This window comes from Butyricicoccus sp. AF35-5AC, assembly GCF_003477715.1.
Lineage (GTDB): Bacteria > Bacillota > Clostridia > Oscillospirales > Butyricicoccaceae > Agathobaculum > Agathobaculum butyriciproducens.
In genome coordinates this window covers 206599-227541 of record NZ_QUDX01000005.1, presented here as the reverse complement: position 1 = coordinate 227541, position 20943 = coordinate 206599, and the positions used below count along the sequence as shown (strand labels likewise).

General features: G+C 56.1%; 22 protein-coding genes. 17 read left to right on the top strand and 5 right to left on the bottom strand.

What is annotated here, in order from left to right; translation table 11 throughout:
* Window positions 1–3: 3 nt before the first annotated feature.
* The 11 genes from DWZ82_RS08815 (at window position 4) to DWZ82_RS08765 (ending at window position 8587) form a co-directional block, all read left to right on the top strand.
* Entirely contained in the window at window positions 4–378 is a 375-nt protein-coding gene (locus DWZ82_RS08815) for an ATP synthase subunit I (RefSeq protein ID WP_110436662.1), read from the top strand.
* Window positions 379–382: 4 nt separating this feature from the next.
* Window positions 383–1105: a F0F1 ATP synthase subunit A gene (locus DWZ82_RS08810; protein WP_242988059.1), complete on the top strand. Its 723-nt coding sequence runs from the start codon at window positions 383–385 to the stop codon at window positions 1103–1105.
* 54 nt (window positions 1106–1159) lie between these two features.
* The gene (atpE, locus tag DWZ82_RS08805) at window positions 1160–1417 is read left to right on the top strand and encodes an ATP synthase F0 subunit C (protein WP_117490611.1); all 258 of its coding nucleotides are present in this window, start codon (window positions 1160–1162) and stop codon (window positions 1415–1417) included.
* Window positions 1418–1543: 126 nt separating this feature from the next.
* Window positions 1544–2047, top strand: coding sequence for a F0F1 ATP synthase subunit B (gene atpF, locus DWZ82_RS08800; protein WP_118285957.1), 504 nt, complete (start codon window positions 1544–1546; stop codon window positions 2045–2047).
* 6 nt (window positions 2048–2053) lie between these two features.
* Window positions 2054–2602 carry an ATP synthase F1 subunit delta gene (atpH, locus tag DWZ82_RS08795; RefSeq protein ID WP_110436665.1) on the top strand — a complete coding sequence of 183 codons (549 nt, stop codon included), beginning with the start codon at window positions 2054–2056 and terminating at the stop codon, window positions 2600–2602.
* Between the two features lie 5 nt (window positions 2603–2607).
* Window positions 2608–4113 (top strand): F0F1 ATP synthase subunit alpha, encoded by a 1506-nt coding sequence (atpA, locus tag DWZ82_RS08790; RefSeq protein ID WP_118359612.1) that lies wholly within the window; start codon window positions 2608–2610, stop codon window positions 4111–4113.
* A 21-nt stretch (window positions 4114–4134) separates the two neighbouring features.
* Complete coding sequence (atpG, locus tag DWZ82_RS08785) at window positions 4135–4998, top strand: ATP synthase F1 subunit gamma (protein WP_118480253.1); 864 nt, start codon at window positions 4135–4137, stop codon at window positions 4996–4998.
* A gap of 111 nt (window positions 4999–5109) precedes the next feature.
* Window positions 5110–6507, top strand: coding sequence for a F0F1 ATP synthase subunit beta (atpD, locus tag DWZ82_RS08780; RefSeq protein ID WP_117750882.1), 1398 nt, complete (start codon window positions 5110–5112; stop codon window positions 6505–6507).
* A gap of 1 nt (window position 6508) precedes the next feature.
* Window positions 6509–6910: an ATP synthase F1 subunit epsilon gene (atpC, locus tag DWZ82_RS08775; protein ID WP_118359608.1), complete on the top strand. Its 402-nt coding sequence runs from the start codon at window positions 6509–6511 to the stop codon at window positions 6908–6910.
* Window positions 6911–7072: 162 nt separating this feature from the next.
* Window positions 7073–7783 (top strand): YoaK family protein, encoded by a 711-nt coding sequence (locus tag DWZ82_RS08770; protein ID WP_118480251.1) that lies wholly within the window; start codon window positions 7073–7075, stop codon window positions 7781–7783.
* Between the two features lie 3 nt (window positions 7784–7786).
* On the top strand, window positions 7787–8587 hold the full coding sequence (locus DWZ82_RS08765; RefSeq protein ID WP_118480249.1) for a Cof-type HAD-IIB family hydrolase: 801 nt from the start codon (window positions 7787–7789) through the stop codon (window positions 8585–8587).
* Window positions 8588–8722: 135 nt separating this feature from the next.
* Here the strand turns inward: DWZ82_RS08765 and DWZ82_RS08760 are convergent, their stop codons facing one another.
* Both DWZ82_RS08760 and iolE read right to left on the bottom strand, forming a co-directional pair.
* A complete protein-coding gene (locus tag DWZ82_RS08760) occupies window positions 8723–9739 on the bottom strand; it encodes a Gfo/Idh/MocA family oxidoreductase (protein ID WP_116705252.1) in 1017 nt (338 codons plus the stop codon).
* Window positions 9740–9962: 223 nt separating this feature from the next.
* Complete coding sequence (gene iolE, locus DWZ82_RS08755; protein ID WP_110436673.1) at window positions 9963–10862, bottom strand: myo-inosose-2 dehydratase; 900 nt, start codon at window positions 10860–10862, stop codon at window positions 9963–9965.
* 545 nt (window positions 10863–11407) lie between these two features.
* Between iolE and DWZ82_RS08750 the strand changes: the two genes are divergently transcribed.
* The 6 genes from DWZ82_RS08750 to DWZ82_RS08725 all read left to right on the top strand — a co-directional run bounded on the left by DWZ82_RS08750 (window position 11408) and on the right by DWZ82_RS08725 (window position 17958).
* Entirely contained in the window at window positions 11408–12325 is a 918-nt protein-coding gene (locus DWZ82_RS08750; RefSeq protein ID WP_118480247.1) for a helix-turn-helix transcriptional regulator, read from the top strand.
* 165 nt (window positions 12326–12490) lie between these two features.
* Window positions 12491–14050 (top strand): oligosaccharide flippase family protein, encoded by a 1560-nt coding sequence (locus DWZ82_RS08745; RefSeq protein WP_158575159.1) that lies wholly within the window; start codon window positions 12491–12493, stop codon window positions 14048–14050.
* Window positions 14051–14443: 393 nt separating this feature from the next.
* On the top strand, window positions 14444–14644 hold the full coding sequence (locus tag DWZ82_RS08740; protein WP_110436676.1) for a DUF1858 domain-containing protein: 201 nt from the start codon (window positions 14444–14446) through the stop codon (window positions 14642–14644).
* 63 nt (window positions 14645–14707) lie between these two features.
* Window positions 14708–15394, top strand: a complete 687-nt coding sequence (locus DWZ82_RS08735) for a tRNA (adenine(22)-N(1))-methyltransferase (protein WP_118480243.1) — start codon at window positions 14708–14710, stop codon at window positions 15392–15394.
* On the top strand, window positions 15391–16167 hold the full coding sequence (locus tag DWZ82_RS08730; protein ID WP_117490624.1) for a Nif3-like dinuclear metal center hexameric protein: 777 nt from the start codon (window positions 15391–15393) through the stop codon (window positions 16165–16167). The genes DWZ82_RS08735 and DWZ82_RS08730 overlap by 4 nt, the downstream gene beginning before the upstream one ends.
* Window positions 16168–16179: 12 nt before the next feature.
* Window positions 16180–17958 (top strand): Rqc2 family fibronectin-binding protein, encoded by a 1779-nt coding sequence (locus DWZ82_RS08725; protein WP_118480241.1) that lies wholly within the window; start codon window positions 16180–16182, stop codon window positions 17956–17958.
* 79 nt (window positions 17959–18037) lie between these two features.
* Here the strand turns inward: DWZ82_RS08725 and dapB are convergent, their stop codons facing one another.
* From dapB to asd, 3 genes are read right to left on the bottom strand one after another with little or no spacing between them, the layout of a single operon-like run.
* Window positions 18038–18802, bottom strand: coding sequence for a 4-hydroxy-tetrahydrodipicolinate reductase (gene dapB / locus DWZ82_RS08720; protein ID WP_118359595.1), 765 nt, complete (start codon window positions 18800–18802; stop codon window positions 18038–18040).
* Between the two features lie 15 nt (window positions 18803–18817).
* Complete coding sequence (dapA, locus tag DWZ82_RS08715; protein ID WP_118480239.1) at window positions 18818–19708, bottom strand: 4-hydroxy-tetrahydrodipicolinate synthase; 891 nt, start codon at window positions 19706–19708, stop codon at window positions 18818–18820.
* Window positions 19709–19726: 18 nt separating this feature from the next.
* The gene (gene asd / locus DWZ82_RS08710; RefSeq protein ID WP_117490632.1) at window positions 19727–20809 is read right to left on the bottom strand and encodes an aspartate-semialdehyde dehydrogenase; all 1083 of its coding nucleotides are present in this window, start codon (window positions 20807–20809) and stop codon (window positions 19727–19729) included.
* Window positions 20810–20943: the final 134 nt, after the last annotated feature.

Here is a 20943-nt window from a genome sequence, read left to right as displayed (position 1 = left end):
GAAATGCACATCGTTTATGAGGAAACGAAGCGCATGCTGCGCGGCATGCTCCCGTTGGCGCTGGTGACCTTCGGTGTGTTCGCTCTTTGCGGACAGGGTATCGCTCGGTCCGGCGCAAGCGTTCTGCTCGGTACGGCGTTCGCGCTGCTGCTGTTCTATATGATCGGCAGGAGCACGGTAAGGGCAACCGCCTTTCCGCCGGCACAGGGCATTCGCATTACGCGGCGCGGCTATGTAGTTCGCTACATGCTCACGGCGGTGTTCGTTATCGCGGCGATCAAGCTGCCGTATCTGAACGCAGCTGCAGCGGTCATTCCGCTGTTTTTCACCAAGGCGCTGCTCCTCTGGCGCCACGCAGTTCAGCGGAAAGGAGGTTAAACGGTTGAACGTCGAAATAAACGGTCCTAAAATACTGGGTTATTTGTTCGGCAATACCAATCTGCCGATCACGGAGACCATGAGAAACTCATGGATCATCATGGCGTTTATCCTGTTCCTGTGTATCTTTTTAACACACCGCATGCAGAAGATCCCAAAAGGCAAGCAGGCACTGGCCGAAAAGGCGGTGCTGATGATCGACGGTCTGGTCGAAAGCACGATGGGTGAAGGCTGTCAGGCTTTCTCGCCGTACATTATGACGCTGATGATGAGCTCGCTGTTCGGTTCACTGGCCAGCCTGTTCTGGATGCGCTCTACCACGGCAGACCTGAACACCACGCTCGGCTGGGCGCTCATCACGTTCGTGCTGATCACGTTCAATAAGATCAAGTACGGCGGCATCAAGGGCTACCTCAAAGGTTTCCTCGAGCCGATCTTCGTCATGGCGCCGCTTAACGTGCTCAGCGAGATCGCAACGCCGGTCTCCATGTCGTTCCGTCACTTCGGCAACATGGCAGGCGGCCTTGTCATCACTACGCTGATCATGGGCGCACTCAAGGTGCTGTCTAATGCGGTATTGGGTTTCCTGCCCGATAATATCGCGCTGCTGCAGATCGGTCTGCCCGGTGTGCTGTCGCTGTATTTTGACTGCTTCACGGCCTGCATGCAGGCGTTCATCTTCAGTATGCTCACCATGGCTTATGTGGGTGACGCAAGAAACAGCTGACGTGAAGAAAAAACAAATTCCAATTTCGTTATCTGAATTAGGAGGAAGAAAAGTATGGATCCCAAAGCATTCGTAGCAGGTATGTCCGCTCTTGGTGCAGGTATGGCAATGATCGCCGGCCTTGGCCCTGGTATCGGCGAGGGTTATGCCGCCGGTCAGGCGTGCTCCGCAATCGGCCGTCAGCCGGAGGCGCAGGGCGATATCACCCGTACCATGATCCTTGGTATCGCAATGGCAGAGTCCACCGGTATTTACGCGCTGGTTATCGCGCTGATCCTGCTGTTTGCCAATCCGTTTGTTAGTCAGTTTTAAGGGAAGCGTCAATATCCCAACTGGGTTTGCCAGTTGAAATATTGCCTCTTTATAGACCGCGCGTATTGAGCGGTCTATGATTGAAAAGACGAAACGGATTCTTCCGTTTGGGAAGGAGGTAAACCAGTGACAGCAGCATTATATGAAGCGTTCGTTAGCATCGGCTGGTGGGAGATCCTCGTGACGATGTGCAACACGCTCATCACGTTCCTGATCATCAAGAAGTTTCTGTACAAGCCGGTGCGCAAGATGCTCGCTGCTCGCAGCGAGGAGGTACAGTCCATGTACTCCAACGCCGAGAAGGCGCAGAGCGAGGCCGAGCAGATGCGCAGCGAATACACCGAGCGTCTGTCCAAGGCGAAGGAGGAGGCTGCCGAGATCGTCGGCTCCGCTACCCGACGTGCGGCAGAGCGCAGCGATGAGATCCTGCGCGAGTCCTCGCAGCAGGCATCCGCTATGGTCAAGAAGGCCGAGCGCGTCATTGAGCAGGAGCGCATCAAGGCGCACAAGGAACTCAAGGATGAGGTTGCGGATCTGTCCGTGATGATCGCCTCCAAGATCGTGGAGCGCGATGTAAAGCCGGAGGATCACGAACGCTTTATCGAAGACTTTATTGACAAGGTGGGGTGAGCAAACATGGCGGATATGGTAAGCGAGCGCTACGCACTGAGCCTTTACGAGGTCGCGCAGGACGAGAAGCAGGAAAAGCTGTATCTCGATCAGCTGACCGAGGTGTGCGCGGCGTTTGACAGCGAACCGGATTTCCTCAAAATGCTCACAACGCCCTCTATCGCGGCGGAGGACAAGCAAAAGGTCCTCAAAACCGTGTTCGAGGGACGTATCGAGCCTTTTCTGCTCAATTTCCTGATGCTCGTAACGGATAAGGGCCGCATCGGCCTTATCCACGAGATGTGTCAGGCATATAAGGAGCAGTATTATTTTGAAAACGGCATCGTAGAGGTGCTGGCGGTCACGGCGGTGCCGATGAGTGCGGCGCTGACCGACAAGCTGCGCGGCAAGATGGAACAGGTTACGGGTAAAAAGGTAGAGCTGAAATGCTCGGTCGATCCGAGTATTATGGGCGGCATCGTTGTTAAGGTGAACAACGAGCAGTTCGATACCAGCCTGCGCACCCGTCTGGAAGAGCTTGCAGCACGGTTGACCGGTACACAGGAAAGCAGGTGATTTTTATGGAATTGCGCTCCGAAGAGATCAGCAGCATTATCAAGGAGCAGATCACGCATTATCAGAGCCAGATCAAGCTGACCGACGTAGGTACTGTCGTTACCGTCGGTGACGGTATCGCGCATATCCATGGCCTTGAAAACTGCATGGCAGGCGAGCTGCTCGAATTCCCGGGCGGCGTGCAGGGCATGGCGCAGAACCTGGAGGAAGAACTGGTCGGCGCGGTTATCCTCGGCTCGGACCAGAATATCCGCGAGGGTGACACGGTAAAGCGCACCAAGCGAATCGTAGAGGTCCCGGTCGGTGAAGCCATGCTGGGCCGCGTTGTTGACGCACTCGGCAAGCCGATCGACGGCAAGGGCGCTATCGAGACCAAGGAGAGCCGTCCGATCGAAATGCCCGCACCGGGCATCATCGAGCGTGCACCCGTTAATGTGCCGCTCCAGACCGGTATCAAGGCGATTGACTCCATGATCCCGATCGGCCGCGGTCAGCGTGAGCTGATCATCGGTGACCGTCAGACCGGCAAGACCGCGATCTGTCTGGACACCATCATCAATCAGAAGGGCACAGGCGTTATTTGTATCTATGTAGCAATCGGTCAGAAGCGTTCGACCGTTGCACAGGTTGCAGAAACGCTCGCGGCCAACGGCGCGATGGACTATACCTGCATCGTAGCCGCAACCGCATCCGAGTCTGCACCGCTGCAGTACATTGCACCGTACGCGGGCTGCTCGATCGGTGAATTCTTCATGCACAAGGGCAAGGACGTTCTGGTCATTTACGACGATCTGTCCAAGCACGCGGTAGCTTACCGTGCACTTTCCCTTCTGCTTCACCGTCCGCCAGGACGTGAGGCGTACCCCGGCGACGTATTCTATCTGCACTCCCGTCTGCTCGAGCGTGCAGCGAACATCCAGAACGGCGGCAGCCTGACCGCACTCCCGATCATCGAGACGCAGGCAGGCGACGTTTCGGCGTATATCCCGACCAACGTAATCTCCATTACCGACGGTCAGATCTTCCTCGAGACCGAGCTGTTCAACTCCGGTATCCGTCCGGCGGTAAACCCGGGTATTTCGGTATCCCGCGTCGGCGGCAACGCGCAGATCAAGGCGATGAAGAAGGTTGCCGGTACGCTCAAGCTGGCGTACTCGCAGTTCCGTGAGCTGCAGGCGTTCTCGCAGTTCGGCTCCGACCTGGACGCGGACACCAAGAAGCGTCTGGAACAGGGCGCGCGCATCGTAGAGGTGCTCAAGCAGCCGCAGAACAGCCCGATTCCGGTCGAAAAGCAGGTTATCATCATCTATGCCGTTGTTTCGGGCGCACTGCTCGATATTCCGGCAAATCAGATCGGCGAGTTCGAGAAGGAGCTGTTCTCCTTCGTGGACAGCGTTTACGGCGACATTCCGGAGTCCATCCGCACCACCGGCAAGCTGGAGGACGATGTGAAGGAAAAGCTGACAAAGGCAATCGAGGAATGCAAGAGCAAGTTCCTTTCCGAGCACTAACGCGAAAGGGAGGGACTGAAAATGGCTTCCGGAAATATGAAGGACATCAAGCGCCGTATCAAATCGGTGCAGTCCACCATGCAGATCACCAAGGCGATGGAGCTGGTTGCGTCCTCCAAGATGCGCCGCGCGAAGGAGCGTGCCCTCGGGGCCCGTCCGTACTTTAACGCGCTGTATCAGACCATCACCCGCCTTGCGGGCGCGACCCGCGGCAGCGAATCGGTTTATACCAGACCGCGTGAGGTCAAGAACAGCCTGTACATCGTCATCGCGGGCGACCGCGGACTGGCAGGCGGCTACAACGCCAACCTGTTCAAGCTCGCCGCTGCCGAGATGCAGGGCAAGCAGGCACAGGTCATCACCATCGGCAAAAAGGCGCAGGAGCATTACGCAAAGCGTCCGGTAACGGTGGCGGCGGACTATCCCGGCATTGCCGAGACCATGCGCATCAGTGATACGCATCCCATCGTGGAGGACATGCTGAAGCTGTTCCGCGAGGGCAGGGTGGACGAGGTTTTCCTGTGCTACACGGAGTTTATCTCCCCTCTGCAGCAGGAGCCGAAGTGCCTCAAGCTGCTGCCTGCGCACTTTGACGCGGCAGACAAGCAGCCGGCAGGCGCCCATGTTCTGACCGAATACGATCCCTCGCCGGAGAGCGTGTTTGATGCAGTCATTCCGGAGTATCTGTACGGCGTGCTGTACGGCGCGGTAGTCGAAAGCTACTGCTCCGAGCAGTCCGCGCGCCGCATGGCAATGGAGGCTGCGTCCGATAACGCGGGCGAGATGATCGAAAATCTGAATCTGTCCTACAACCGTGCGCGTCAGGCAGCGATCACACAGGAAATTACGGAGATCGTAGCCGGCTCGGGCGAGGTAGGAGCTTAAAATAAGTTAGGAGGTAGGAGTGCTGCGGCATGCTTTATTCGCAGCAGACTCGATAAACCAAAGGGAAACTCCACACTCCTAACTCCTCACTGAATTAAGGGAGTTTTGCCAATGAGTGAGCAGAATATTGGCACCGTTGTCCAGATTACCGGACCGGTGCTTGACATTAAATTTGCCGCTGACGCGCTTCCGAAGCTGCTGAATGCTATTACGATCGACAACCACGGTCAGATCATCACGGTCGAGGTTGCGCAGCACATCGGTCAGGATACCGTGCGCTGCATCGCAATGGAATCCACCGACGGCTTGGTGCGCGGCATGAAGGCAGTCGATACCGGCAGCCCGATCACGGTGCCGGTAGGCGACAAGAACCTCGGACGTATCTTCAACCTGCTCGGTCAGCCGGTGGACAACAAGCCGGCGGTCGAGGGCGAGGAGCGCTGGCCGATCCATCGTCCGGCGCCGTCCTACGAGGAGCAGCAGTCCACGACCGAGATCCTTGAGACCGGCATCAAGGTCGTTGACCTGATCGCGCCGTTCGCCAAGGGCGGCAAGATCGGTCTGTTCGGCGGCGCAGGCGTCGGCAAGACCGTTATCATCATGGAGCTGATCAACAACATCGCAAAGCAGCACGGCGGTATTTCGGTATTCACCGGTGTCGGTGAGCGTACCCGTGAGGGCAACGACCTGTACAACGAGATGCAGGAATCCGGCGTTATCAACAAGACTGCGCTGGTTTACGGCCAGATGAACGAGCCGCCCGGAGCGCGTATGCGCGTTGCACTTTCCGGTCTGACCATGGCGGAGTATTTCCGCGATGTCGAGGGTCAGGACGTGCTGTTGTTCATCGACAACATCTTCCGCTTCACGCAGGCCGGCTCGGAGGTATCCGCGCTGCTCGGCCGTATGCCGTCTGCCGTAGGCTATCAGCCGACGCTGGCAACCGAGATGGGCGCGCTGCAGGAGCGAATCACCTCGACGAAGAAGGGCTCGATCACGTCCGTACAGGCTGTTTATGTGCCTGCCGATGACCTGACCGACCCGGCTCCGGCTACCACGTTCTCGCATCTGGATGCAAAGGTCGTTCTGTCGCGTGATATCGCATCCATGGGTATTTACCCGGCGGTTGATCCGCTGGATTCGTCCTCGCGTATCCTGTCGGCGGACGTTGTCGGCAAGGAGCATTACGAGGTTGCCCGTGCGGTGCAGTCCATTCTGCAGAAGTACAAGGACCTGCAGGATATCATCGCCATCCTCGGCATGGATGAGCTGTCCGACGAGGACAAGCTGACCGTTGCCCGTGCCCGTAAGATCCAGAACTTCCTCTCGCAGCCGTTCCATGTTGCAGAGCAGTTCACCGGTATGGCGGGCAAGTACGTGCCGGTCGCTGAGACCATCCGCGGCTTCAAGGAGATTCTTGAGGGCAAGCATGACGATCTGCCTGAGTCGGCGTTCCTGTTTGCCGGCACGATCGACGAGGTAGTGGAGAAGGCTAAGAAGGGGGCATAATATGGCTACCTTTCATCTCAAGGTGCTCACGGTCGATAAGCAGTTTTTCGACGGTGAAGTGGACCGTATCGTGGTTCGCACCTCACAGGGCGATGTCGGCATCCTGCCGAACCATGTGCCGTATGTTGCGGCGCTCGGCACCGGTGGCCTGACCATCATCCGGAACGGCGAACGCCGTGTAGCGGCGGTTTCGGGCGGTTTTGTGGATGTTTCGGCAGAGCAGACGGTCGTGCTGGCGCGTACCTGCGAGTGGGCCGACGAAATCGACGTTGCCCGTGCCCGTGAGGCCGCAGACCGTGCGAAAGCGATTCTGCAGAAAAAGACCGGCGACCGTGAAATGGATATCGCACAGGGCAAGCTGAAAAAGGCGGTAAACCGTATTCGCATCGCGGAGAGCAAATGATACAATTTCCGGCAGAGGAATTGTATCAGTATCACTGAATAATTCGGCATATTGACCGAATATAAATCCCTCGATTTGATTGAATCGGGGGATTTTTTGTGCTATAATAGCCGCTAGAAGACAAAGAAAAGTTCTCTGCTGAAGTGAAATGGGGGAATTTCCATGAGACGAGCGCACGGGCAGATGTCGGAATCGCTGCTGCTGGGTGCACTGCTGGCTATGGCCGGCGGTTTTTTTGACGCATATACCTATCTCTGCCGCGGCAAGGTGTTCGCCAACGCGCAGACCGGCAATATTGTGCTGTTCGGCGCGAATATTGCCGAGGGCAACTGGCTGCGTGCGGCCGAGTATCTCTTACCGATCCTGGCGTTCGCACTGGGCGTTGTGGCGGCGGAGATTGTCAAGCGGCGGTACAAAAAACGCCAGAGCGACATCAACATTCACTGGAGACAGATTGTCGTGCTGGTCGAGATCGTGCTGCTGATTGCAGCGGCTTTTATGCCGCAGACGCTGAATACCACGGTCAACATTATGATCTCATTCATCTGCGCGATGCAGGTCGAGTCGTTCCGCAAGGTGCGCGGCAGCGCATTTGCAACCACGATGTGTACAGGCAACCTGCGTTCGGGCACCGAGCAGCTTGTGATCTGGGCACAGACCGGCGACCGGAATGCGATCCGCAAAACGCGCAACTATTACGCAATCATCCTGTTTTTCATCCTCGGCGGTGCGATTGGCGCACTGACGACCGCGAGAATTGGCGAAAAAGCGCTGCTGCTGACCTGTATCCCGCTGAGTCTGGTCTTTGCAGTCATGTTTGTCGAGGAAGAACATACGCTCGAGGCGGAGGAGACCGCCGGAAAGGAACGGTAAACCATGTCGATCAAACTGATCGCCGCAGATATGGACGGCACGCTGCTGTCCAGCCGCAAGCAGCTGCCCAAGGGCTTTTTTCCGCTGGTGCGCACACTGAAAAAGATTGGTGTACGCTTCGCACCTGCATCCGGACGGCAGTATTACAACCTGTACGAGCAGTTCGGAGAGATAGCGGACGAGCTGATGTACATCAGCGAAAACGGCGGCATGGTGTGCGACGGACGCAAAATCGTGTCGTTCGAGGCCATGCCGCAGCAGCTGGTGTGCGCGGCTGTGGAGCTGGCGCGCGGTCTGCCGAATGTGCACGCAATCGCGTCCATGCAGGACGGCGCGGCCTACGAGGACGACGATCCGGTGTTCGTGGAGAACATGGCGATGTACTACGCGCGTCGCAAAAAGGTGCCTGATCTGCTTGAAGCCGTGCAGCAGGAGCCGGTGTGCAAGGTGGCGCTTTTCTGCAAAAATGCAGCGGAAACCAACGTGCTGCCGTACTATCGGCAGATGTTCGACGATAAGCTGCAGGTAGCGCTCTCCGGCGCGGACTGGGTGGATTTGATGCGCCTGGGGCTGAGCAAGGGCGTGGCCGTGGGCGTTATGTGCGATAATCTGCACATCACACCCGCGCAGTGCATGGCGTTCGGCGATTATCTGAACGATGTAGAGCTTCTGCGCTCGGTGGGCGAGTCCTACGCGATGGCGAATGCACATGAGCGGCTCAAGAAGGTCGCAAAGCATGTTTGTCCATCCAATGATGAGGACGGCGTGTGCCGCACGATCCGCAGCGTATTGGCGGTGGAATAAAAGGCGAAACCCGGGAATCGAAGGATTCCCGGGTTTCTTTTTGAATTAGGCTGTATTTGTATTCTGTTTGGAGACTTGAATATAAATAAGAGAGAATAAATTGAATGTGGAATAAGAATGCGGTTTCGAGAACGATTATTCGAGGGTCAGCTTCTTGTCGGTCAGGAAGGACTCCTTGCAGCGGAAGGCGATCTTGGTGGACTGGGTGCCGTCGATAACGCCCGGAGTTGCCTTGCGGCCGGTTGCTACGCAGTCGCAGAATTCTTCAATCTCAGTGATGTATGCATCGTGCCAACGGGTGATGAAGTCCTGATAGCACTCGCGGCATACGCCGTGCTGGCTCATAACCTCTACGAGAGAGTCGGTCGGAACGGATGCGATACGCAGGGTGCCGCGGGTACCAACGATTTCGGTCTCAACATGAGAGCCGTGAGCTGCTGCACGACCGGCAAAGAAGAATGCCATAGCGTCGTTTTCCATCTTCATCAGGCCGGAAACGTTGTCGCCGTCGTCCCAGTCCTTGTACTGCTTGAACTCGTAGCAGCCGCCGGTAGCCCACAGCTCCTTGACCTCGGAGCCGGTCAGCCAGCGAATCAGGTCGAAGTCGTGAATGGACATATCGATGAACTGACCGCCGGAGCGCGGAGCGTACTCCAGGGTGCCCTCGATGATGGAGATCGGGTCCTGCGAGTAGCAGCGAACCAGAATAACATCACCGATGTCACCGTTTTCCATCTTCTTCTTAGCTACCTGATAGGAGTGGTCATAGCGGCGCATGAAGCCCAGCATAAAGGTCAGCTCCGGGTGAGCGGCGATGATGGCCTCGGCCTCCTTGCACTTTTCAACCGTGTCCGCCAGCGGCTTCTCGCAGAAAACGTGCTTGCCTGCGTCCATCGCAATCTTGATCATCTCAACGTGAGAAGCGGTGTTGGTGATGATGGCAACGGCCTCAACGTTCGGGTCAGCGCACAGATCCTTCGGGTCGTTGTAAACGGCGGTTACGCCCAGTTCTTCAGCGACCTGCTTTGCGCGGTCGAAGTTTGCGTCTGCGATAGCTACCAGTTCCGAACCCGGAACGCGGTTTGCAATGTTGCAGGCGTGCTCATAACCCAGACGGCCTACACCGATGATACCGATCTTCAGTTTTTTCATAGTAATACTCTCCTTTGCGATCTTTTCTTGCTCTTTTTATTAAGGCAACACCGCACAATTAAAGCTGCGGCGCTTTGCGGAAATTTTGTGCCCTGACTTTGTTGCGATTTCACGGTAATACGTCAAGTATTACCGCAAAACCGCGCCTCGTCAGTACGCAAAATTTACTCGCAAATCGCTCTTGTCCAATTATGCGGTATTGCCTTGAAAATAATGGGTTAACTTACAGTCCGGTGTGCTCCTTGACGTAGGCGCGGGCCATGCGGGCGTACTCGAGCGGATTTGCGATAGCCGGATCCTGCTCAGCCTCTACGACCAGCCAGCCCTCGTAGTTGTACTCGTCGAGCAGCTTGAATACGGTCGGGAAGTCTACGCAGCCTTCCGGGTCGCCGGGAACGGTGAACACGCCTTCCGGAATCGAACGGAGGAAGCTCTTGTTCTCAGCGTAGCACTTGTCCATTGCAGGCTTGCGGACATTTTTGAGATGGACATGGCCGATGCGGTCGTGGTGCTTCTTGAGAATTTCGATCGGGTCCTCGCCGGAGAAGGTGAGATGACCGGTATCGTAAATCATGCTGACGTACTTCGGGTCAGTCATAGCGAGCATACGGTCGATTTCGTCGGTCTTCTGCACGGTAGTCGTCATGTGATGATGGTACACGATCTTCATGCCGCTGTCATAAGCGATCTTGCCGAGGTGATCCAGACCCTTGGTCAGTACCTCCCACTCATCGTCGTTCAGCACCTTCTTGTTGGAAAGCGGAGTGTTCCACTGATGCTGAATGGAGAACGACTGATCGGATGTGTTGATAATCGTAGCACCGATCGACTTCAGGAAGTTCATGTGGTCAACGAACGCACGCTCGTTCTGCCACATCGGCAGTTCATTTAAGTAGGTGCTGATCCAGCCGGTGATGGCGGAAATACCGCGGCGGCCAAACTCCTTATTCAGAATCGCCGGATCACGCGGGAACTGGCAGCCGATCTCGGTGCCAACATAACCGGTCAGAGCGATTTCACTGATCGTCTGCAGGAAGCTGTTTTCAGCACCCATCTCCGGCATGTCGTCCTCGGTCCATGCAATAGGCGCGATACCGATTTTAACCTTTTTGGGATCTAACATAATGCTTCGTCCTTTCATTCTTGTTGTATCTCACAACTGAGCTGTGAGATTCTTTCTTCTCTTTGTGCTTATAGTTTAGCAGATATGGCGAACGGTTTCTTTTAGATTCTTGGCTTGATTCAAAAAACGGAAACTTTTTTTCGGACACCCGAAAATCCCATATATATAATATATTAGAGGTAAAAGCGGCGGTAAAAATGCACAGTATTTTTTCGGAGCGGGTTTGAGGCTGTGCGCCTGTTTTTATAAATCCTGCTTTTTGCCGGTCGGAGACCGCCGAATCGGCAGGTTTGCGAAAGCTGAAAAACCGCAGAGAAACATACGGAAGATTCTCGGTCGGATATGCTATACTATAAATAAGCGAGAACAAAAAACAAGAATCTGCAAATAGCAAGAATTTATAATTATTCTCAGCCCGACCGCAAAAAAGCACGATATACGGCGGTCTGCAAAAGCAAATATGTGCTAGCGCACAACGGACCCGTGTGCTATACTTTTATAAGAGTAAAATCACCGTCAGAGAAAGAGAGGAGCTGCAAAAAACTATGCCGAAGGCAAGCCTGAACGTACAGTGCTTTGTAGAGAAGGAAGTTAAATCAATTTTTGAGGGGGAGAATCAGCCGAAGCTGCTTTACGTCAGTGAAATCCGACCGGATGCCAGTGCGCATCCGCGTGTCATGCATGCGCATGAGGATTTTGTCGAGCTGATTCTCATTTGCAGCGGTTCAAGTGAATACCTGATTCACGATAAAAAAGTCATCATCAAGCCGGGTGATCTGCTCGTATACAACGCAGGCGTGGTGCACGACGAGGTTTCCGGTCCGAATATGGAGGTCGGCAGCTACTGCATTGCCGTCGGCGGGCTGCATATGCCCGGTCTGCGCGAAAACGCACTCATTCCGGATGATGCGGGCTATGTATTCCCGACCGGCAAGTATTTTGCTGATCTGCACTGCCTGTTTGAAATGATGTTCCGCACCCTGTCGGCAGGCGAGCCGAATGCTGAGTTGTTCTGCAGTTCGCTGATGCACGCGCTGCTGATGTCGGTGCTGACGGTCACCGCCGGTTCTCACGCGGAGTCGGAAAAGCCGCTGGAGGAGCCGCACATTCTCGGCAGACGGATTAAGGAATATATTGACAAGCATTATATGGAGCCGATCACGCTGCAGAGCATGGGTGAGGCGCTGCACATCAGTCCGTATTACTTATCGCATGTTTTCAAGCAGATGAGCGGGTATTCGCCCGTGCAGTATCTGCTGCGCCGCCGCATCGGTGAAGCACAGACGCTGCTGATCACGACCGACCTGTCCATCACGCGTATCGCAGAGAGGGTGGGATATGACACGCAGAGCTATTTCAATCTGCAGTTTACCAAAAACGTCGGTATGCCGCCGAATAAGTTCCGGCAGAATTATATTGTGTCCACCGGCATCGAGGAGAAGCCTAAGCGCAAACGCAAGTAAAAAATCCCTGTACAGAGTAAGAATTCTGTGCAGGGATTTTTTTAATGAGGAAAACTGCGGAAAAAGAAGCATTCTCGTGGACAGAGCAGGCGATTTGCTGCGGGAGTTTTTGTACGCATATTCCGTCCGAAATCCGCATAGAATTTCGTGAAATGGGGTCATGCTGTGCGGGTCAGAAAAGGAACGATTTTATACGCGGCAGGCGTGCTCGCGTGCGGAAATGTGCTGCTGCAGGTGCTCGGATTTGTCTATCGCGTGGTGCTCAGCCGCTTTGCGGGTGCGGAAGGTCTGGGCGTGTATCGGCTGGTCAATTCGGTGTATTTAGTATTGAATGCGGGCTGTCTGTCCGGCGTGACAACAGCGTGTTCGCGGCTGAGCGCGGCGTGCGAAGCAAGAGGGGAGAGCCATCGCTTAGGCGCGGTTTTGCGGCTGGCGTTCCGCGCCTTTTTTGCGCTGAGTGCGGCCTGCACAGCGGTGGTGCTGCTGTGCGGCGGCAGTATCGCGGCAAATCTGCTCGGTGATGGACGCTGTGCGCGCGCGTTTCCGTACATGCTGCTGTGTCTCGCACTCACTGGCGTGGAAAATATTTTTAAATCGCTGTTTATCGGACTGGAAAGGGTGCAGTACACGGCCTGCTCCGAGGTCGGTGAGCAGCTTATCCGCATATTCGCGGTCAGCTTTCTGCTGTACGAATATGGCAGCGGCGACTATGGCAGAATCGCCATGCTCATCTTCGCGGGCATGGTGTGCAGCGAGATTTTCAGCGCGCTTTTCCTCACACGGCTGTTCCGACGAAATATGCGGCATATTCGCTTTACAAGGCCGGATAAGGAACTTTACGGTCAGTTTTTCGGCATTGCCGCGCCATTATCGGCCTCGGCGCTGATCGGGAATATGCTTGGCTCGGCAGGCTCCGTTTTGCTGCCGCAAAGGCTGATGGCCGCTGGTCTGGACTATGAGCAGGCGCTGTCTGCGCTCGGCGTGATCTCGGGCATGGCCATGCCGCTGCTGCTGTTTCCGGTCGCGTTCGTCAGCTCGGTCTGCACGGCGCTGCTGCCCGCCGTCACGGCAGCGCAGGCAGTCGGTGAGCAGGCACGCGTGCGTGTTTTGACCGGCCGTGCCGTTACGACTGTGGGTCTCATCGGCATGCCGGCAACTGCTGTTCTCGTGCCGCTGGCACCGCAGCTGAGCGAGATGTTTTTCCGCCAGTCACTCACCGGCGGCTACGCCGCGCTGCTCGGCGCGGCAGCCGTGGCGGCCTACTACCAGATGGCGACCGGCAGCCTGCTCAATGCGCTCGGTCTGCAAAGGTGGAACGTGGCAACCGCCATCTCTGCGGAGCTGTGCCAGCTTGCGTTGCTGTACCGCTGGTGTGCAAGGCCAACGCTCGGCATTTACGGCTACCTGCTTGCCATGTTTTTGACCGGAGCGAGCGCCGCTGCGGTCAACCTTGCCATCCTGCACCGGCGGACAGCGTTCCGCCTGAAACCCTTCCGGCGGTTCGGCGTGCCGCTGCTCTGCGGCGCTGCAGTTTACCTGTGGACTCGCTTTTTCGCGCAGACGTTCGCCTGCCGGTTTGATAACACCGTGACCGCCCTCACGGCAGCACTCGTGTCGGCTATCATACTGTATTTGCTCGTGCTGAGGCTGCTCGGCATCCGTCTCGGACGGTATCTGGCACATCGCGTGGAAAATCCGGCAGTCCTTCCATTATTCTTGTGGTAGGAAAATAGAGAAGTGCTATCAGTGTGAAGGTGGAAAAGTGTCAGATATGTATGAGGCCGGCGCCTGCAAAATGCAGACGCCGGCTTTTTTGTTGCAGGAATAAAAAATGAAAACAGAGCGCTTCACAGCAGTGAAACGCTCTGTTTTTGTATGAGTATCATCGGATTTGCGTGCTCCGGAGCCTCCTGCAGCCATTGCTCGGAAATCCGGATGAAGCAGTTCCGCAGCAGCCGGAGATGATTCGTACAGCGGGAACTTCTCGGTGAATACATGATTTGTCTGTTTTACGCAGTTTTTCCGACCGATTTCACAGGGAATACTATTTACTACTTGAATAGTACGGATTTTTGCGGTATACTATAAACAAACAAAAAGCAACAGGAGGCTACTATCATGGCTGCTATTACGAAGAAGTCCACCATTGGTGAGGTTCTGAATATGAACATCGAGACCGCTCGTTTCTTTATGGAAATCGGCATGCACTGCCTCGGCTGCCCGGCATCTCAGGGCGAGAGCATCGAGGAGGCCTGCATGGTACACGGCACCAATGCAGATGAACTGGTTGCCAAGCTCAACGCTTTTCTGGGCGAATAAGTCGAGTGAGTAAGAAAATTAGAGCTGGCATTGTTTGCCGGCTCTGTTTTTTTGGAGTTTTACATGGAAAGTATGATTTTAACACCGCGGCTGGCCTGTATGGCGGCTCTGGTGCCGCAGAATGCTCGATTGGCGGATATCGGAACGGATCACGGCAAGCTGCCGATCTCACTGCTGCTGGATGGGCATATTGCATCGGCTATCGGCTCGGATATCCGTTCGGGACCGCTGGCGCATGCGGAGCGCAATGCGAAAGAGCATAATGTATCCCTGTCTCTGCGGCTTGCGCCGGGACTGGAGGCTGTGCGGGCGGAGGAATGCGACACCGTAACAATCGCAGGCATGGGCGGTCAGACCATCGCAGAGATTTTGACTGCCGCACCGTGGACCGCCCAAGGTGACCATCTGCTGCTGCTCCAGCCGATGACCATGATTGCCGAACTGCGCCGGTGGCTGTACGCGCACGGCTACGCCATCGAGCGTGAAACGCTGTGCCGCGAGGACAGACGGCGTTACGTCGTTCTCAGCGTGCGCGGCGGTGCATCGAAGCGGGAAATACCGCTGAGCGAATGTGCGGTTTCTCCGGCCTTGCTGCGTGCAGAGGGGGCTGCCGATTATCTTGAGCAGCTCTACCTGCGGGAGAAAAAGGCACTGGACGGCATGGAACAGGGCGCATCGGAGAACAAGCGTCTCGCGTACCAGCGTGCGCTGGTGCAGTGCATCCAATCTGCAAGGGAGGAACTGAAATGACGACAGTTCAGGATATTTTGACATTTATGGAGGGCCTTGCTCCCTACGAGCTGGCGGAAAGCTGGGACAATGTCGGCCTGCTGTGCGGCGATCGTGCGCAGGAGGTCACGAGCGTGCTTTGTGCGCTCGATGTGACAGAAACGGTCGTGCAGGAAGCGGCTGAGCGCGGTGCGCAGCTTGTTGTCGCACACCATCCGGCGATCTTCACCTCAGTCAGCCGTGTGACATCGGACGATACGACCGGTCGAGTGCTGCGTTACGCGATCAAGCACGATATTTCTATTATCTGCATGCATACCAACGCAGACTGTGCGGAGGGTGGTGTCAATGACGCACTCGCGTCCGCGCTGTTCCTCACCAACGTGGTGAATATGGAGGCCGGCGAGAACGGCATGCTCGGTCGTGTGGGCGATCTGCCGCGTGAAATGCAGCCGCGCGAATTTGCACTCTATGTCAAGGAATGCCTGCGTGCGGGCGGTGTGCGCTTCTGTGACGGCGGCAAGCCGATCACGCGCGTAGCGGTCGGCGGCGGTGCCTGCGGCAAGCTGATGGACTATGCCGCTGCAGGCGGCGCACAGGCGTTCGTCATCGGCGACTGCAGCTACGATCTCATGCAGCGTGCACAGGCCATCGGTCTGTCTCTGGTGGATGCAGGACACTTCCCGACCGAAAATCCGGTCGCAGCCGTGTTTGCCGATAAAATCACAGCCGCATTCCCGCAGGTGCTCACCGAGGTTTCCGAGCGGCACGCGGACTGTATCCAATTTGTTTAAGGAAGAATTTATATGCCATTAGATGCGATCTGCCTGCGGGCAGTGACAAATGAACTCAATAACGTACTGGCAGGCTGTCGTGTAGAGAAGGTTTATCAGCCGGACCGCGATGAAATCGTACTGCAGACACGCGGCGGTCAGGGCGGTCCGCGCCGACTGCTGCTGTCGATCGCGGCAGGTGCGCCGCGCGTGCATTTTATTGACGCGGCTCGAGAGAATCCGGCGGCACCGCCGATGTTCTGCATGCTGCTGCGCAAGCATGTGCAGGGCGCAAAGATTGCGGCAGTGAGCCAGCCGGCGGTTGAGCGTATGCTCACCATTGAACTGGATACGACGGATGAAATGGGTGTGCCCTGCAAAAAGCACCTCATCTGCGAGCTGATGGGCAAGCATTCCAACGTCATCCTGTGTGGCGAGGACAACCGCATTATTGACGCTCTGCGCCGTGTAGACGGCGACCTGTCCGGCAAGCGACAGGTTCTGCCCGGTCTGTTTTACCGCATGCCGCCCGCACAGGACAAGCACGACCCGTTCACGGTTTCCGGCACGGGACTTGCCGCCGCCGTATCGCAGGCCGAGGAAGGGCAGACGCTTGACCGCTGGCTGCTCAGCCAGCTTCTGGGTTTTTCGCCGCTGCTCTGCCGCGAGCTGTCCTTCCGCGCGACCGGCGATGCAGCCAAGCCGATCGCACGCATGACAGACGAGAACCGTCAGCAGCTCGGCAAGGTGTACGACGATTTCATGTCGTATGTCGAGGATGACCGAGCCAAGCCTTTCCTGCTGACCAAGGTCGAGGACGGTGCGGTGTTCGACTTCACCTTCCTGCCGGTGACGCAGTACGAGGGCCTGATGAACATCACGCAGGCGGACAGCTTCAGTGCACTGCTTGCAGCATTCTTTGAGAAAAAGGGTAAGGCTGAGCGGATGCAGCGCCGCACCGGCGACCTGCACAAAACGGTCACGAATGCCCGCGACCGCGTGGCCCGCAAGCTGGCGGCGCAGAAAAAGGAACTCGCGGCTACGCACAACCGTGAGCAGTACAAGCGCACTGGTGAACTCATCGCTGCGAACCTGTATCAGCTGGAAAAGGGCATGAACAAGGCGAAAGTGGTCGATTACTACGCTGAAAGCTGTCCGGAGGTTGAAATTACGTTAGATGTGCGGCTGACGCCGCAGCAGAACGCACAGAAGTATTTCAAGCTGTACAACAAGGCCAAGACCGCTGAGGAAGTGCTCACACAGCAGATCGAGCAGGGCACAGCCGAGCTGGATTATCTGGAAAGTGTCCTCGCTGCTCTCAGCGAAGCCGAAAACGAGCGTGATCTTGCACAGCTGCGCGAGGAGCTCACGCAGTCCGGTGTGCTCTCTGCCAAGCAGACGCGCAACAAGAAGCTGCGCGGCAAGCCGGTGCAGGCCAAGCCGTTCCATTACCGTACGAGCGACGGCTTCGACGTATTTGCAGGTAAAAACAATCTGCAAAACGACCTGCTGACACTCAAAACTGCGTTCAAGAGCGATATCTGGTTCCACACGCAGAAGATTCACGGCTCGCACGTTATCCTCGTGACGGATGGCAGGGAGCCGACTGATGAGGCCATGACCGAGGCCGCTATGATCGCGGCGTACCATTCGCGCGGACGCTCGTCTTCTCTGGTGCCGGTGGACTACACGCCGGTTCGCCAGGTGAAAAAGCCTGCGGGCGCGAAGCCGGGCATGGTCATCTACCATGTGTACCGGACCGCGTATGTCACGCCGAACGAAGCCGAAGTAGAAAAGCTCCGCGTAGAATAAAAATAAACCGCTCTCGAACTTTCAAGAGCGGTTTTTACACGAAAAAAGGGATTCTGTCAGAAACAGAATCCCTTTTGCTTTACTTGTGGGATGCGATAACATCGCTCATGTCGTACATACCCGGCTGGGTGCGCTCGGCCATGAAAGCGGCTGCATCAACCGCACCGACCGCGAAAACCTCGCGGGACAGGGCGGTGTGCTTAATCTCGATGATCTCATCGCGGCCGCAGAACAGCACGCTGTGTTCACCGACGATGGTGCCGCCGCGGATCGCGGAGATACCGATCTCGTGTGCCGGACGCTTTTCGCGGCGCTCGTGACGGTCGTAAACGTACTCCGCATCATAGGGGAGTGCGCTCGCAACTGCGTCAGCCAGCATGAGAGCCGTGCCCGAAGGAGCATCCAGCTTCTGGTTGTGATGCTTCTCAATGATCTCCACGTCGTATTTGTCACCCAGAACAGCGGCGGACTGCTTGAGCAGCTCGCTCATCAGGTTGATGCCGAGCGACATGTTGCCCGAACGGAATACTGCGATTTTTGCAGAAGCCGCACGAATGCGATCCAGCTGCGCCGCAGAGTGACCCGTGGTGCAGATAACGACCGGCGTGCCGTGCTGCTCGCAGTAATCGAGCAGGCGCTCGGTAGAAGCGGCGTTGGAGAAGTCAATGATTACATCGCATTCGCCGGTAAACTCGAACGGATCGGCAAAAATCGGGAAACCTGCATACTGCACCGTATTGATATCAAATCCCGCAACGATCTCCATACCTTCTCTGCCGCTGACAATGTCGTTGATGACATGGCCCATACGGCCGCAGCAGCCGGAAAGTGCAATTTTCAACATCTTTTTATAGCTCCTTTAGATCTTGCAGCCGGCGTTTTCCAGCTCGCGCTTGATGTACGCGATGTGCTCCTCGCTCGGCTCAACCAGCGGCAGACGCAGACCGCCGACCTTCCAGCCTAGCAGCTCCATAGCCTTCTTAACCGGAATCGGGTTGACTTCGCAGAACAGTGCATCGATCAGATCGTGATACTGCAGCTGCAGCTTAGCAGCCTCCGGATAACGGTTGTCAAAGCACAGCTGAGTAATGTCGTGTGCAACCTGCGGTGCTACGTTGGACAGCACCGAGATAACGCCCTTGCCGCCGAGAGACATCAGCGGAACAATCTGGTCGTCGTTGCCGGACCAGATATTCAGGTTGTCGCCGCACTTAGCCATGGCCTCAGCCAGCAGGCTGAAATTGCCGGATGCGGCCTTGAGACCATTGATGTTCGGATGCTTGGACAGCTCATACAGGGTATCGGCGGTAAAGCATACACCGGTGCGGCTCGGTACGTTGTACAGAATGACAGGCAGATCGCAGCAGTCTGCGATTGCGGTGTAGTGTGCGATCAGACCGCGCTGCGTAGTCTTGTTATAGTACGGCGTAACCGACAGACCGGCATCCGCGCCGCATTCAGCTGCAAACTTGGTCAGCTCAATGGCGTATGCGGTGTCGTTGGAACCCGTGCCGGCAATGACCGGAACACGATGGTTGACATACTCACAGCACCATGCCAGTGCTTCGCGGTGCTCCTTATCGTGCAGGGTAGATGCCTCACCGGTGGTGCCGCAGACAACGATGGCATCCGTGCCGTGTGCGATCTGGTGGTCGATGATCTTGCCGAATTCCTCGTAATCGACCTCACCGGTGGACTTGAACGGCGTGATAATAGCAACCGCAGCACCGGTAAAAACAGGCTTCTTCATAATAAAACGGTGACCTCCTTAACGGTCCATGTAGCCCTCGGCGCAAAGCAGCTCTGCCATCAGAACAGCGCCGCCTGCTGCGCCGCGCAGCGTATTGTGCGACAGGCTGACAAACTTGTAATCAAAGATGGTATCTTCACGCAGACGGCCGATGGAAACACCCATACCATTCTCAAGGTTGCGGTCCAGCTTGGTCTGCGGACGGTTATCCTCTTCAAAGTAAGTAAGGTAGTGCTCCGGAGCGGACGGCAGGTTCAGTTCCTGTGCGCGGCCCTTGAAGTTGTTCCAGCGCTCGATCATAACTTCCTTGCTCGGCTTGTTCTTAAACTTGACCGAAGCGGCAGCCATGTGGCCGTCAGAGCATGCAACGCGCAGGCACTGTGCGGAGATAACCGGAGTGGTCGCAGACTCGATGTGGTCGCCCTCGATGTGGCCCCAGATCTTCATCGGCTCCTTCTCGCTCTTCTCTTCCTCGCCGCCGATGTACGGAATAACGTTGTCTACCATCTCGGGCCAGGTCTCGAAGGTCTTGCCGGCACCGGAGATCGCCTGATAGGTGCAGACGGAAACCTCGGTCGGCTCAAAGTCCATCAGAGCGGACAGCGCCGGAACGTAGGACTGGATAGAGCAGTTGGATTTAACGGCGATAAAGCCGCGCTTGGTTCCCAGACGCTTGCGCTGTGCCGGAATGATCTCGGCATGGTCAGCGTTGATCTCCGGAATGATCATCGGAACATCCGGGGTGCCACGGTGAGCGGAGTTGTTGGAGCAAACCGGGCACTCGAGCTTTGCGTACTTCTCCTCAAGGGCGCGGATCTCATCCTTCTTCATATCTACCGCGCAGAAGATGAAATCAACCTTGGAGGCGATCTCCTCTGCATCAGCAGTTGCATCATACATTACCATGTCCTTGTACTTGTCGGGCATCGGAACGGTCATCTTCCAGCGACCCTCGCAAGCCTCGGCATAGGTCTTGCCCTTGTTTCGGCCGGATGCAGCGAGTGCTACGACATCGAACCACGGGTGGTTTTCCAGCAGCAGGGTGAAGCGCTGACCTACCATACCGGTCGCGCCGACAATGCCTACTTTGTACTGCTTCATGTTTATCAAATCCTTCCAAAAGGTATTCTAACAAAGAAATTATGTGATGAAAAACATACAGAAAGAACATTCAGAGGTGACTTCGGATGATTCAGCAAGAGCAATTTTTCGCAAAGTGCCGCAGACAAATCGTG

What these genes read in the sequence shown, in the direction of transcription:
- DWZ82_RS08815 (WP_110436662.1), top strand. Translation starts at nt 4, where the DNA reads ATGCACATCGTTTATGAGGAAACGAAGCGCATGCTGCGCGGCATGCTC.
- atpE (WP_117490611.1), top strand. Translation starts at nt 1,160, where the DNA reads ATGGATCCCAAAGCATTCGTAGCAGGTATGTCCGCTCTTGGTGCAGGT.
- atpH (WP_110436665.1), top strand. Translation starts at nt 2,054, where the DNA reads ATGGCGGATATGGTAAGCGAGCGCTACGCACTGAGCCTTTACGAGGTC.
- atpA (WP_118359612.1), top strand. Translation starts at nt 2,608, where the DNA reads ATGGAATTGCGCTCCGAAGAGATCAGCAGCATTATCAAGGAGCAGATC.
- atpG (WP_118480253.1), top strand. Translation starts at nt 4,135, where the DNA reads ATGGCTTCCGGAAATATGAAGGACATCAAGCGCCGTATCAAATCGGTG.
- atpD (WP_117750882.1), top strand. Translation starts at nt 5,110, where the DNA reads ATGAGTGAGCAGAATATTGGCACCGTTGTCCAGATTACCGGACCGGTG.
- atpC (WP_118359608.1), top strand. Translation starts at nt 6,509, where the DNA reads ATGGCTACCTTTCATCTCAAGGTGCTCACGGTCGATAAGCAGTTTTTC.
- DWZ82_RS08770 (WP_118480251.1), top strand. Translation starts at nt 7,073, where the DNA reads ATGAGACGAGCGCACGGGCAGATGTCGGAATCGCTGCTGCTGGGTGCA.
- DWZ82_RS08765 (WP_118480249.1), top strand. Translation starts at nt 7,787, where the DNA reads ATGTCGATCAAACTGATCGCCGCAGATATGGACGGCACGCTGCTGTCC.
- DWZ82_RS08760 (WP_116705252.1), bottom strand. Translation starts at nt 9,739, where the DNA reads ATGAAAAAACTGAAGATCGGTATCATCGGTGTAGGCCGTCTGGGTTAT.
- iolE (WP_110436673.1), bottom strand. Translation starts at nt 10,862, where the DNA reads ATGTTAGATCCCAAAAAGGTTAAAATCGGTATCGCGCCTATTGCATGG.
- DWZ82_RS08750 (WP_118480247.1), top strand. Translation starts at nt 11,408, where the DNA reads ATGCCGAAGGCAAGCCTGAACGTACAGTGCTTTGTAGAGAAGGAAGTT.
- DWZ82_RS08740 (WP_110436676.1), top strand. Translation starts at nt 14,444, where the DNA reads ATGGCTGCTATTACGAAGAAGTCCACCATTGGTGAGGTTCTGAATATG.
- DWZ82_RS08735 (WP_118480243.1), top strand. Translation starts at nt 14,708, where the DNA reads ATGGAAAGTATGATTTTAACACCGCGGCTGGCCTGTATGGCGGCTCTG.
- DWZ82_RS08730 (WP_117490624.1), top strand. Translation starts at nt 15,391, where the DNA reads ATGACGACAGTTCAGGATATTTTGACATTTATGGAGGGCCTTGCTCCC.
- DWZ82_RS08725 (WP_118480241.1), top strand. Translation starts at nt 16,180, where the DNA reads ATGCCATTAGATGCGATCTGCCTGCGGGCAGTGACAAATGAACTCAAT.
- dapB (WP_118359595.1), bottom strand. Translation starts at nt 18,802, where the DNA reads ATGTTGAAAATTGCACTTTCCGGCTGCTGCGGCCGTATGGGCCATGTC.
- dapA (WP_118480239.1), bottom strand. Translation starts at nt 19,708, where the DNA reads ATGAAGAAGCCTGTTTTTACCGGTGCTGCGGTTGCTATTATCACGCCG.
- asd (WP_117490632.1), bottom strand. Translation starts at nt 20,809, where the DNA reads ATGAAGCAGTACAAAGTAGGCATTGTCGGCGCGACCGGTATGGTAGGT.